This window comes from Erysipelotrichaceae bacterium 66202529 (assembly GCA_017161075.1).
Lineage (GTDB): Bacteria > Bacillota_I > Bacilli_A > Erysipelotrichales > Erysipelotrichaceae > Clostridium_AQ.
Genome location: CP046174.1, coordinates 1028863 through 1043050, shown reverse-complemented (window position 1 = coordinate 1043050; position 14188 = coordinate 1028863). Strand labels below are relative to the sequence as shown.

Annotated in this window: 7 protein-coding genes, 4 pseudogenes and 1 other annotated feature; all 11 genes and pseudogenes read right to left on the bottom strand. The window is 43.7% G+C overall.

The genetic code is table 11. The features are described from left to right. Positions 1-45: 45 nt before the first annotated feature. Positions 46-1836, bottom strand: a complete 1791-nt coding sequence (locus GKZ87_04960) for a bifunctional homocysteine S-methyltransferase/methylenetetrahydrofolate reductase (GenBank protein ID QSI24892.1) — start codon at positions 1834-1836, stop codon at positions 46-48. Further along, a complete protein-coding gene (locus GKZ87_04955; GenBank protein QSI24891.1) occupies positions 1833-4190 on the bottom strand; it encodes a homocysteine methyltransferase in 2358 nt (785 codons plus the stop codon). Before GKZ87_04955 ends, GKZ87_04960 begins: the two co-directional genes overlap by 4 nt. Continuing rightward, positions 4180-4839: a 5-methyltetrahydrofolate--homocysteine methyltransferase gene (locus GKZ87_04950; protein ID QSI24890.1), complete on the bottom strand. Its 660-nt coding sequence runs from the start codon at positions 4837-4839 to the stop codon at positions 4180-4182. The genes GKZ87_04955 and GKZ87_04950 overlap by 11 nt, the downstream gene beginning before the upstream one ends. A 36-nt stretch (positions 4840-4875) precedes the next feature. Then, positions 4876-5125, bottom strand: a binding site (T-box leader). Between the two features lie 73 nt (positions 5126-5198). Beyond that, positions 5199-6056 carry a patatin family protein gene (locus GKZ87_04945; protein ID QSI24889.1) on the bottom strand — a complete coding sequence of 286 codons (858 nt, stop codon included), beginning with the start codon at positions 6054-6056 and terminating at the stop codon, positions 5199-5201. Between the two features lie 644 nt (positions 6057-6700). After that, positions 6701-7093, bottom strand: coding sequence for a hypothetical protein (locus GKZ87_04940; protein ID QSI24888.1), 393 nt, complete (start codon positions 7091-7093; stop codon positions 6701-6703). Positions 7094-7384: 291 nt separating this feature from the next. After that, positions 7385-9400 (bottom strand): hypothetical protein, encoded by a 2016-nt coding sequence (locus GKZ87_04935; GenBank protein QSI27885.1) that lies wholly within the window; start codon positions 9398-9400, stop codon positions 7385-7387. Between the two features lie 6 nt (positions 9401-9406). Beyond that, a pseudogene (locus tag GKZ87_04930) lies at positions 9407-9829 on the bottom strand (2',3'-cyclic-nucleotide 2'-phosphodiesterase). Positions 9830-9916: 87 nt separating this feature from the next. Next, a pseudogene (locus tag GKZ87_04925) lies at positions 9917-10339 on the bottom strand (2',3'-cyclic-nucleotide 2'-phosphodiesterase). A gap of 87 nt (positions 10340-10426) precedes the next feature. Then, a pseudogene (locus tag GKZ87_04920) lies at positions 10427-10807 on the bottom strand (2',3'-cyclic-nucleotide 2'-phosphodiesterase). A gap of 1467 nt (positions 10808-12274) precedes the next feature. Next, positions 12275-12784, bottom strand: a pseudogene (locus GKZ87_04915) (hypothetical protein). A gap of 157 nt (positions 12785-12941) precedes the next feature. Further along, positions 12942-14108, bottom strand: a complete 1167-nt coding sequence (locus GKZ87_04910; protein QSI24887.1) for a transcriptional regulator — start codon at positions 14106-14108, stop codon at positions 12942-12944. Between the last annotated feature and the right edge of the window lie 80 nt (positions 14109-14188).

The window sequence follows — 14188 nt, the reverse complement described above, 5'->3', positions numbered from 1 at the left end:
AGTATACACTATTTATCAGAAAAAAGGATGTCGGATTCCTGATTTCTATTGCTTTTTGGAAGTGACCTCTTCCTGTCGATGAAGATGTGCGACGATATCAGCGATAATTTCAACCCGGTTAAACGGTGTGATCAGATAGTATCCGTCAACATAAGGACGCATTTCATCAACACTCTGACAACTAATAGTAACGGCCAGCCGCTGTGCTTCCTCCCTTGTTGTCCCCTCATACAGGGAAACGATTTCCTCATCCACCTCGATGCCTGATATCTCATTGTTCATATAGACGGCATTGCGGTGTGAAACGATGGGGAGAACACCTCCCAGCAGGTAGGCATCCAGCTCTGCGTGTGCCCTGCGCAGATTTGCAAGTGCCTGATGTGAGTGTACCGGCTGTGTTAAAAAGCCCTCCACCCCCTGCTCCACCTTGCGCTTTGCCTTCATCAGCTCTGCTTCAAAATTAACCGCATTCAGATTCAGTGCACCGAATATCATGAACGGCTCGGAAAACATCGTTTCATTCAAATCGTGGATGTAGCCTGCCAGAATCTGTGAATTGAAGTTAAAGACCCCCTTTACCTCCTGACGGTCTTCACTGGGAATCGGGTCTCCGGTGACAACAAGCACATTGCGGATGCCTTCAATCTGAAGACCGAACAGCAAGGCCTTGGTCGCATTGATATTGCGGTCACGGCAGGTCATGTGCGGTATCACCTCCAGGTCGAGCTCACGGTGCAGCTTGCATGCCAGTAAGGAGCTGTCCACTCTTGCACGGGCTATTGGACAATCCGCAATGGTGATTGCATCCACCCCGGCTTCCTTCAAAAACTCGGCATTGTTTAAAAAGCGTTCGATTTCACAGTTTGCAGGCGGATCAAACTCCACGGCGATGACCGGCTGCTTTTTCTGCAGCTTTCTGCGCAGCGGATTGCAGTCCCTGCGGGTGATGTTCTTTTGTGCAGGTACAGTTTGAACTACAGCCTCCATCTGTTCCTTACGCTCCTGCAGCGCATCCTTTAGTTTACGGATATAAACCGGTGTGGTTCCACAGCAGCCTCCCAGCAATGCAGCACCCTTTTCCAGAATCTCCTTCATCTCCTTCGCAAAATACGTAGAGCTGTCCCGGAAATAGGTCCTGTTTGCCAGAATGGTTGGATAACCGGCATTCGGCATAATAAGAATCGGCTTCTTCGTCTTGTCAATCGTATCCAGAAGCCGCTTCATATGCATCGGTCCGCAGACACAGTTTAAGCCGCAGGCATCCACATCATCATCCGCAAAGCAGTCCTGCAGCAGTTTGCTCATAGCGATGCCCTGTCTGCTGTAGCCATCAGCTGTAACGGCAAACGATACAACGATCGTGGCATTGGGACACCTTTTTTTAATATAGGCACTTACTTCATGCAGTGCATGCGTATTCAGCAGGGTTTCAAACAGAAAGCAGTCTGCCCCCTCTTCCAGAAAAACATCTATGATGCGTTTGTACTGTGTGAACAAGGATACATTTTTCTGTTCCATGATTGGTCCGATATCGGCAAACACCAGGGCCTGATCCTGTGCTACGTTTTTTGCGATGCGATATCCCTCCTGCAGGAGCCTCCGTATGATATCCCAGCTGCATTCCAGCTGCTGCTCGTTTGCGGAAAAGGTATTCGTTTTAACAGCATCCGCTCCGGCTTCAATATACTCCCGATGAATATTGGCTACACGCTGGGGATGATACAGATTCGCCAGCTCACACGGCTCCTGATCGTCCTCATATTTCTGTGCATAATAGGTGCCAAAGGCCCCGTCAAACAGAAAATAGCCCTGTTTCTTTATATATTCTGTAATCATCCCAGCACCTCCCTTGCGATATCTGCACTCTCCTTGGCATCCTTCGCATAATAATCCGCATGTATCTGCTTTGCATATTCCGGTGAAACAACTGCCCCGCCGACCATGATTTTACAATCATGTCCGCTTTCATGCAGAGCGGTAATCGTATCCTCCATCGACTGCAGCGTCGTGGTCATCAGAGCGCTTAACCCAATCAAATGCACCTGTTCCTTAATGGCGGTATGTACAACAGTTTCCACAGGGACATCCTTTCCCAGATCAAACACCTGATAGCCGTAGTTTTCCAGCACGACCTTAACGATATTTTTACCGATATCATGCACATCCCCCTTTACCGTCGCCAGTATGATTTTTCCTTTGGATATCGATTCCTGACCGCTGGATTGCATATGGCTGCGTATTTCCTCAAACGCACACTGGGATGCTGTCGCGGCATTGATCAGCTGCGGCAGATAGATTTCCTTTTTTTCATACCGGTTTCCCACGGCATCCAGCGCCGGTATCAGATATTCATTGACAATCTGTAACGGCTCCTTCGTTTTCAAAAGCTCACTGCAAAGATGCCGTGTTTCCTCTTTTAAGCCGCGCATAATGCTTTCCTTAATATCCAGGTGAGAGGAGGCAACCGGTTTTTCTTCTGTTTTTTTCTGCTGTGCGTAGGCAAGTATGTATGCCTGCGAGTCCGTATCGATTCCCTGCAATACACGAAAAGCACGTACAGCATCCATCATCGCTGTCTGATTTGGATTCATAATCGGCATGCTGAGTCCCGCCTGCATCGCCATTGTTAAAAAATTCTGATTTAAAATGATACGGGACGGCAGTCCAAAGGATATATTGGATACACCCAGCACTGTATGAACACCAAGCTGTGAGCGGATTGCACGTAAAGCCTTCAGTGTTTCACGAGCACCGCTTTGCTGGGCTGAGACTGTCAGGGTCAGACAATCCAGAAAGACACGCTCCTTTGCGATACCGTAGCGCTGCGCTGTTTCTACAATGCGTGCTCCAATGGCAAGGCGTTCTTCACAGCTTTGCGGTATGCCTCCCTCATCCATCGTCAGTCCGACAACATTGGCTCCGTATTTTTTAACATCTGGCAGAATGCTTTCCATTACCGCTGCTTCTCCGTTCACGGAATTGACGATTGCGACACCGTTAACTGCACGCAGAGCAGCCTTGATCACCTGCGGATTGGTGGAATCAATCTGTAAGGGAAGATCAATGACGGATTGCAGCTCCTTGATTACCTCCACCATCATTTTCTCCTCATCGATTCCCGGCAGACCGACATTCACATCAAGAATATCGGCACCGCCTTCGACCTCCTCCATAGCGATTGCCAGAATCTCATCCATGCGGTGTTCCTTTAAAGCTGCCTTCATCCGCTTGTTTCCGGTTGGGTTGATACGTTCTCCAATAACATGAACATCCTGAATACAAAGACATTTTGTCGGTGTACAGGCATAGGAACCGCTGCGCGCCTTCTTCTTCGTCCTATGCACCGTTTCAGGAAGAGCTTTCTTCAATTCCCGTATAAACTGCGGTGTGGTACCGCAGCATCCTCCGACATACTGTACCGGAAGCTTGGTGAAGGGAAGCAGCAGCTTCGCATATTCCTGTGCATTCATGCTGTAGGTATTGGTAAGGGGATCCGGCAGACCTGCGTTTGCTTTCATAATGAGCGGCAGATTTGACATCGCAGCCAGCTCATCGGCAATCGGCAGAATCTGGTCAGGGCCAAGAGAACAGTTGATACCAATGGCATCCGCTCCAAGGCCCTCGGCACATAAGGCAAAGCTCGCTGTCGTACAGCCGGTAAAGGTTCGATGGTCTGCCTCAAAGCTCATCGTAACAAATACCGGCAGAGCGGTGTTCTCCTTAGCCGCAAGGATTGCGGCCTTCACCTCATACAGATCGCTCATCGTTTCAAATACGATTACGTCAGCCCCTGCCTGTTCTCCTGCGACCACCTGCTGCCGAAACAGCTCGTATGCTTCCTCAAACGGCAGATACCCATTCGGTTCCAGCAGCTCTCCGATTGGCCCGATATCAAGGGCAATGCGCACCCCCTCTTTTTTACGGGCGGCAGACCTTGCCAGCTGCACCCCTCTGGTTATGATTTCCTCAACTGTATAGCCTGTATTTTTCAGCTTCTTTGCATTCGCTGTAAACGTGTTGGTATAAATAATATCGCTGCCGCTTTCAATATAGGCTGCGTGTACCTCCTCTACGATCTCTCCATGCTCCATCATGAACAGCTCCGGAGACGCTCCGGCAGGAAGCCCCTTCGCCTGAAGCTGCGTCCCCATGGCACCATCCAGAAACTGGATTCTATTTTCAATTTCCACAGAATTTCCCTCTCTTTCGATATTCACACTGCTTCGCCAGCAGGCAATGAGCGCACCCGCGCAGCACAGCCGGCTGTATCCTGTCCGCAATGCCGATAATTGCAGTCACACTTTTCATAGGCACAAGCAGACTGCTTTCATTAACATGCAGGCCGATTAGCTTTTGGGCATCCAGAGCCTGGATGAATGACGATTGCAGGGTAATGGGCAAATCACCATAGCCGCAGGAATAACGATCTGTTAAATACGGATACTGCTCATTCAGCTCACGCTGCATATCATCACACACCGCCTCAATGGCCGCACTGGCACAGCTGTCAAACAGCACTGCCTTCATCATATCCTGCACCTGCAGCTTTTTCATTTCCCTGTCAATTCGGGAGCCAAGCGTTGCCGCCATAAAGATACAGGCATGGCTTTCCTTCAACAGACGCTTTATATCGCTTCCGCTAAGGTCAACCTCACAGCCGACAGGCTGCATATTCAGTAAATCAAACACACGGTATACTACACGCGGTTCACTGAATGATAAAACAAGCTGCTTCATTTCCTGCAGGACGTAAGCTGTCTGTTCATCCGGCAAAGCCTCTCCATAGCCAAGAAAATGCAGAATTTCCTTTTCACTGATAGCTGTTAATTCCCTACGCATAACCGGCATCCTCCTTATAAATAAAAAAGCTCTCTCCCATAGGACGAAAGCTGTATTCCGTGTTACCACCTATTTACAATCCGCCTAAGTCTGGCGAATCTTCTCCAGTACGCCGGATACATCCGGTTATACCTTTGCGCTGTAACGGGCGCTTATTCGTCATGAACTCCGATTGCCCATGCGACTCCAAGACCATCTTCCTCAGGGATTCCCTGTTTCCTTACACCATAAGCGGAAAACTCTCTGTAAGCTTCACCCTGCATACTCTTCTCATCCTTGTCTTTGATTTTGTTACATTTTATCATGATAATGTTTTCACGTCAATGAAAACAAATGAAAAGAAAAGCAGATTTCTCTGCCTACTTCTCCATGAATTCCCGAATCATATCCAGACGGTTTTTGGTGTCCTCATACCCAAGATCAAACCAGCGTCCCAGCAAATCTTTATCATGAGTATAGCGTGTTACCCCGTAATCTGCACTTGGACGGAGTACGAGCGCATTCCCCTGCTCCTGCAGATCCTTTACAATCTGCCATTGCTTCTGATAATTGATATGACGTATTTTCAGATTCTCCCGGATTTTCTTATTCCCCGGATACATCAGCTTCGCCAGCTGTATCTGCCATCCGGGAGCCGCCTTACGCACATAGTTTTCTTCCTTAGTGGAAATAAAAACATGCTTTGTATTCCCTGCACGGATGCTTTGTTCAATGGGAATCATATCCACCAGACCTGCATCCATATACGTATGTCCCCGGAATTTATATGGTCTTGTCAGCAGAAACAGCGCACAGCTTGCCTGCATCAGAATCTGATCTTTGGGATCGAAATATTCCTTTGGAAAATACTCAACCTCATTGGTATCCATATTATATACACCAATATCCAGCTTTGTTTTGTTTTTCATAAAGGCTTCATAATCAAGGGGTGCATGCTCCTCGATAAATTTGCATACATAGCCAATTCCGAAAACACCTTTTTCATGAATCAGCGGAGATACTCCGATTGCGCCTGACTCACATGCCGCATCCACTCCCGTGACACGTAGACGATCCTTCTGTTTTGCGACAAACGGCAGCAGAACCTCTGCACCGGCACTGATCCCCACGGTATAGGGAAATTCAATATCATAGTCCAGAAAGCACTGCAGAACACCGCATGTATATGCAGCCTTTGTGCCTCCGCCTTCGCAAATCAAACCAATTTTATCTGCCATTTTTCTACACCTCGCAGCTATTTTATTATACTATGAGCAGACGGCAAGGTAAAGGAATAATTACAAGGGAAATAATAATAGGGAAAAATTTACCATATTGCCTAGAAGCTTACAAGCCCAAAGCTATCTTTTTTACTCAGAAGCATACAGGTACGAAATTAACCTCTCTTTTTCTCAATGCACGCACATTACAGCTGGTATACAGCCTTTACAATGCTGTAAAATCCTTCTGCCTGACCACGATGTCTGCAGAGACAGAAGCCATTTATAATAATTACAATGCTGTTTCCTTATCCCTCTGTTTTCATAGCTTACAGTCCTGTTAACATATATGCATTATGTTTTCCTTTTACATGTATCTATAATATTTATTTGTAAAATTTACCTTTCGTATACGTAAACATTCATTTTCCCAACTTAATTACTCCTTTTTGAATCCCCAAGATAATTAGAGCAGCCCCTTTACCTGCCATAACCCTACGATAATTCAAGACCCTAATACTTAAAGGCCTGCCTCAACCATCACTCAATCCTGCGTTAATCTATAGCTTTTTTCAAAACCCTACGTTAATTAGAGACCCCAAATAAAAAGCGGGAGTCACATATATCGGCAAATCTATGAGTATCCCGCTAATCCGCTGTATTCAGCAGTAAAACATAACATATTTCTGTTCCCGTACCGCCCGTTCCAGAAGCTGTTCAGCATCGGCAAGTCCGTTTTGAATGCTTTTTCTTGCGGTTGCATCATCCATATAGAGCTGCTTCGGTAATAAGGCTTCCCACCTGTATATATTTTCCTCTTTATGAATATTCTGTAAAATCTCATTGATTTCCTGCCAGGAGCGGATCATCAAAATACGGTTTTTCCTCGCGGTTTTCGCATAGCTTTGTATGATTGGAAACTCCTGCATATCAATTAAATGCCGATAGAAATATTCTTCATGGAGAATTTGATAACTGATTTCTTCTTTTTCCTGCTTTAAAAGCTGGCTGGCAATATTATCATCTATAATAAACAATGCACAGATATTCTTCATAATTTCCTCACCTTGCTTTCCTTTATTATGCAGTCATATAGGTAGGGGTTAGGGTTGATAAGCTTTCTGCCAGGGAGCATAACAGCTATTACGCCAGGCTTCACAAAATTCCTATGTAGGAAAACAGGGCTTTCCAGCAAAGCCGCTGATCTCATAAGGGAAAGCGGGCAGTAACACCGTATCAGGATGCCTGCCCGCCTTCATTCTTAACAATCCAAATCACTTTTCCACATATCGTATGCTGTTAAGCAAAGCTGATTTGCATTTCACAATAGTTAAATTTTGTTATCTTTATGAATGTGCTGCCTCCGTATTTTCCGCTTTTTCATCCAGCTCTTTCCATTTTCTACCAAATAGAACGAAGATAATCTGAATGATCAGGAAGGCTGCCATCAGCAGTGTCCATTTGTCAATCAGTACCATTGCAAGAGACATATCTTCCGTTAGGAAGAATACAATGACGGATACAACTGCCGTTACTGTACTTACAGCACGCAGCCATTTTCTTCTCTTGTAACGTTCAGACTGCTTGTTGTTTCCATTGCGCATTGCTGCTGTCTTATCTTCTTCCTCATCCTCTTCCTTCTTCAATTTGGAAAGCAGAAGAATCAGACCCAGAAGAACTGTACCGCCGGAGCATAACAGATTGATTAGTGCCCATGAACCTTCAGAACCAGCCTTCGCTGTCACATTTTCATCGACTTCCTCAGTTTCTTCAACCTTTGGCCGTTCAGGTTCATTCTCTTCGACCGTTGGCCCAGGTGCAGGAGCCGGAGCAGGTGCAGGAACTACCGGTACCACTGCAGGTGGTGTTACAAGCGGTGCTACAGGAAGAACAGGTGCAGGCGGTGTTACTGTCGGTGATACTGCCGGTGGTGTAGGTACAACCGGAATCGGGACAACCGGTACAGGAACGGCTGCAAAACCTGCGGTAAAGACTGTATCGCCTGTGAAATAGGTATTTCTGATTGCATCGGTATTCAGATAGACATTTCCATCCGCTGTCCAGTTTACAAAGCTGTATCCATCATCAGCAAGAGCATCAACCAGTGCCTGTGGTCTTACCGGTGCGGTTGTCACATGGCCCGGACGTGTTACATATTCAATCACAGTTCCGTTAACACTGCCGTTTTCAGCCGCTGTGTAAGCAAAGCGTACCTGATATTTATCCGGTATTCCATCGGATGTATTATCTGGATTGCCTTCGCCGCCCTTGGTATCTACAGAGTAATAAACATTTACAATCGCATGATCACGTTCAATGATTGCCGTATCCGCAGTGGTAAAGGCATAGCCCGTGATAGCAATGCGGTGTGCTGCACCATTGAGAATAAAGCCGTGTTCAATTCCATTGATAGTTTCAGCAGGTGCAATCTCAGTACCGTTATCTTCGTCTATGAATCTCACGGTTGCACTATACGTGTTGATTGCATGATTTGCAGTGAACGCTGCCCCCTGCTTTGTAATACTTCTATCAATCGCTGGTTCCATAGGAGACCAGTTCACAAAGTGATAGCCTTCATTCGGAGTTGTTGTCGGTATCTGCTGATTGGAAAGGAATCCAATGCCCTTTACTGAATATACATTGTCCATATATAAGGTTACATATGTTCTGTTAAAGCTTACAGCTCCATTTACTGCTGCGAAGGTTACCTCTGCCTGGTATTTATCAGGTATTCCATCCGGCTGATCCGGATTGTTTGGATCGGTTCCAACGACATCGACACTGTAGTATACATTAACTGCCATATTGTCCTGGGTAATTGTCACTTTTTCTGCTTGTGTAAATGCATACCCATCAATCGCTTTTGCATATGTATTTCCATCGAGCTCCTTATCGTGCTCAATATCCGCAACAGGGGTTGCTGGTGCAATTTCTTTTCCACTATCCTCATCAATGTAGTTTACAGTTGCGGAATACGTATTGATTGCGTGATTTGCTGTGAACGTAGTAGTGCCATTCCTAGTGATCTTTGTTCCTTCCACAGGCGTTGCCGGTGTCCAGTTCACAAAGTGATAGCCTTTATTCGGAGTTGTTGTCGGTATCTGCTCTTTTGTAAGCTGACCAACACCATCTTTTGCCCATTCACCTTCATTGTTGAATAAAGTTACATATACCTTATCAAAGCCTACTATACCATTTACAGCCTTATAAGTAACAATGGCTTGGTAATCATCAGGTACTACATCCTTGTTTTCGTCCAGTCCATAGTACACTCTGATTACATTCTTTTCAACATTGCTGGTGATCTTTAAAGGGTTGTTCTCCGTCTTATCAAGTGCATATGTCTTGTTTTCATATTCCACTGATTTTTTCGGTGTTACTGAAACTTCCTTCTCAAATTCCACTGCATCTTTGTTGTCTGTCGTTCCAAGATTTCCATCATAGTAATATTCCACGCGGTACTTGAAGTAGTCTTTACTAAAGGTTGCCTTGAATTCGGTATCGCTGTTCAGCTTCAGTAATGTTGTTGGTACATCCGGTGTCCAGTTCAGACTATTCTGCGCATACCCATTGGCTGCTGTTGCGGTTGCAATCTGATCCGCTGTCAATGTGCCGATGCCGCCATCCTTCGCGGTTGCCCATTTTCCATCCTTGAACAGAGTAACATGATAGGTCTTTCCGGCATGTGCGCTGTCGATGGTTCCATTGACTGCACTATAGGTTACCTTGGCCTGGTAAATATCAGGTACTACGTCCTTGTTTTCATCCAGTCCATAGTAGACCTTGATCACATTGTTTTTCTCATTGCTGGTGATCTTTAAAGGGTTGTTTACCGTTTTATCCAGTGCATATGTCTTGTTTTCATATTCCACTGATTTTTTTGGTGTTACTGAAACTTCCTTCTCAAATTCCACTGCGCCTTTATAGTCCGTCGTTCCAAGTTCTCCATCATAGTAATATTCCACTCGGTACTTGAAGTAGTCTTTACTAAAGGTTGCCTTGAATTCAGTATCGCTGTTCAGCTCCAGTGAGGTTGTCGGTGTCTTTGGAGTCCATTTCAGACTATTCTGTCTGTATCCGTTAGCCGCTGTTGCGGTTGCAATCTGATCCGTTGTCAATGAACCAACACCGCCGTCAGCTGCTGTTGTCATTTTACCATCCTTGTACAGAGTAACGTAATGAATCTTTCCTGCATGTGCGCTGTCGATGGTTCCGTTGACTGCACTATAGGTTACCTTGACCTGGTAAATATCAGGTACTACATCCTTGTTTTCATCCAGTCCATAGTATACCTTGATCACATTGTTTTTCTCATTGCTGGTGATCATCAGCGGGTTGTTTACCGTTTTATCCAGTGCATATGTTTTGTTTTCATATTCAACTGATTTTTTTGGTGTTACTGAAACTTCCTTCTCAAATTCCACTGCGCCTTTATAGTCCGTCGTTCCAAGTTCTCCATCATAGTAATATTCCACGCGGTACTTGAAGTAGTCTTTACTAAAGGTTGCCTTGAATTCGGTATCGCTGTTCAGCTTCAGTAATGTTGTTGGTACATCCGGTGTCCAGTTCAGACTATTCTGCGCATACCCATTGGCTGCTGTTGCGGTTGCAATCTGATCCGCTGTCAATGTGCCGATGCCGCCATCCTTCGCGGTTGCCCATTTTCCATCCTTGAACAGAGTAACATGATAGGTCTTTCCGGCATGTGCGCTGTCGATGGTTCCATTGACTGCACTATAGGTTACTTTGATCTGATAATCGTCTGGAATATTGTCACCATTATCATCCTTACCAAAGTTTGCCGTATATGTTCCTGCAACATTTTTTCCTTCAACCTTAGCTGGCTTGAACTCTTTTTCCCAGCTTACGATTTTGCCGTTTTGATCCGTCCAGTTTTTGAAAGCATAGCCCTTTTTAGCTGTCGCAGCACTGCCAATTGCAATACCTGTTTCTTCGCCTAACCTCTCATATGTAGGATTAACAGTCCCCATATTCACATCATTAGACTTATATTTTATTATAACTGTACTTTCTTTTTTCTCAAAGTTCGCATAATATACACTGTTTGAATATCTTATTCCGTCAACCTTTTGAGGTATAAATTTTGCATTTGTGCCAACTTCATTTCCTTCTGCATCTGTCCAGTTCACGAATTCATATCCTGTATTAGCAGCAGCAGTTGATCCCTCTGGTGTTCCTGTATATTCGTTAATTGTTTCATATGTTTTACTAAGTTTACCGCTATTATCAGGATTCACAGCATATCGTATCGTAACTTTTTCATCTTTTATGGCACTACGATCAGCAAATACAGCATATAGATGCACATCATCCTTCAAAATGCCTAGGGTATCTCCAGGATATTTGATTTTGCTTTTGATTTTGTTCCATTGATTAGAATTACTTATGACCTGTGTTCCTTTATATCCATCAATGCTGGTAACCCATCCAACAAATATATGCTTGCCGCTTTGATCATGATCATTCGGCAGTGGATCAACTTTTTCAACCACGATGTTCTGATCTATACCATATTTAAAATATTTTGGAAAGTTATCGTCATTGCTTGTCGAATGATATGTTGCCTTAATCTCTGTTACTGGATTATATTTATAAACGAAAACTGTAGTTCCATTAACAGTATACTCCTTTGGATCAACCTGTTTTGTTTCTCCTTGCAATGTCCAATATCCAGATTCCTGCATATCAGGAACCTTCATGGGTTTTGTGTTTTCTAAAACAGCTTCTTCTCCAAGGAATTTATCATATTCATCCGTATAGGTTACCTTGTAATAATTTTTATCTTCCTCCTCACCATCATATTTATCACAACGGATATATGTAATTTCATTAGAGCTTGGAGAATATTTAATTACAACATAATGAATATTTCTTGGTCCATATGTTCCAATATACATATTCTGCTGACAATTGTTGCTGCTCTGCCCTGGAACAAATGCAACCGTATGTGGTTTATGTCCGCTTGGTCCTAATGTATCTGCATTCAGATAAACAGGATACTCGACACCCTTTTCATCCACATAAGTTCCATCTGCTTTATAACAGTTTTTCGTTATGGATACAGAGCATTCCCCAGCTTTTGCATTTGTTGTTGTCATCCTTGCTTTTGGGGCAGGAGATACTGACTTTTCATACTTTACTGTTATTTCATTATATACTTTTGTTAATGTAAAATCTTTTACTTTCTCACCCACGGCTGTGTAGCCTTCAATAGCCTTCGCCTCAATCGGTACTTCCCCATTCAGCTTACCCTCTTTTACATCATCTGCCGCAATCGCATGACCGTTTGCATCCTGATAATGAATGGTGAGAGAAGCTTTTGTGTAAACATTAACGATAAGGTTCTTTTCGTTTTCGCCAACCTCTCTGTTATATCCAATACTGCCGTTGAATGCTTCACCATCCAGTGTTACAGATTCAATAGCGTACCCGTCGTTGGCTGCGATCTCTGTTTTCGCAGGATCGGTACCGGATGTAAAGGTAAGCAGCTTTGTATCCTTCACTGTACCATCTACATTTACGGTAACATTCAGCTTTTCAACACCTTCCGGTATGTCACTAGACGCTGCTTCAAAAGTTCCCGCTGGTTGATTTTCCATGCCGATTTGTATGTATTCACTGCTGTACGCTACACTGTCATTGGCAATTATTGTTCCCAATGACGATGGCGTCAGCTGCAAGGTCATGGCTACAGCCAGAAGTAACTTACTGAACCGTTTTTTCATATACATCCTCTCCTTTCTCTTACTTACTTCATAAAGTATTTCCCACTTTACGGTTTCATTATAGGTTTGGTCAAGTTAGAATTTGGTTAGAATAAGATTTTAGCCAAAAAAAGAAAAAGAAAAAAATACAGCCTTTCAAAGCTGTATTCCTGTTATCCTATCTGGTTGTCTGAATATAGTAATGCAATCGGTCTTTTCGCCTGCGAACCTTTATCTGAAAGCTCGTAGATATCCGTTGTGCAATTCTGTATGCATCATCCTCTTTGGCACAAGGAAGCAATACAAGATATTGATAACGATTCAGTCTTGTGAAAACATCACCGCTCCGCAATGAGGTTTGTATACAGTTTTTCACCTTATTCATGAGAATTTCCTGATGATGCTCATCACCCTCTGATTTAATTTCAAAAATAAACAGATAGTATTTCAGGTTTTCGCGAAGTGCATTCCGCATACTGATTTCATATATGTAATCAAATGCCGTGTTATCACAATATAAGGCGCCATGTGATATTTTCTTATTTCTATAGTATGATGCAATTCCTTCAATATTTTTCTTTTCCTCATTCTTATTTACGATATTGGCATATAAGTCTTTCATACGTTCAGAAAGACTTACCGCATATTCACTAACCAGCATTCTCGTAGATTTATTGTAATATTCATAGGCTGATGCATAATCTCCTTCGCTGATCAACGCCTGGATGTAATAAAAATGATTTTCCTCTACGGAAGGCTCCAGCGTAGCAGCTTTCAATGCAACGCTTTTCAAATCCGCATAATGCTTTTGCTTTAAATAATATTCACATAATTTTTTTACTACGGTAAGATAAATATTTCTGAAATATTCAACCTTTTGTACAAACCATAGCTGTTCTGCCTCCTGATAAAGATTACCGTCATATAAATCTGTGAGAATTCTTGCATGAATGACCGCATCCTCCTTATAAGTCTGCTGCTTCTCGATTTTTTCATATTCCTGTTCAAAAATCGTTGTATCTATAATCGTTTCGACCTCCGGCTGAAAGCGGTAACCGCCTTTTTCCGTCTGAATGATGTCAATGTCCTGAAATACCGCAATTTCCTTCAACAGCTTCCGTAAACGGAAAATATTGAATTTTAAGGAGCTTAACGGGTTATCGCTGTTTTCCCAAAACAGCTCCATTAAAAACTCTCTTGAGATATTCTTTTGATTATGTAAGACAAAAACCTCCAGTAAGCTTAAAGACTGGCGGGACAGATGCTCACGCATATTGAGTATCTCACCCTGATATTCAATTGTAAAGCTATCAAACAAATGAATATACATTTTTGCGGCATCCATAGAAATTCCTCCCTCTTCATGACTAATGCACATAAACCTATACATTTAAACATATAGGGAAATGCCGCAAAAATGATGCT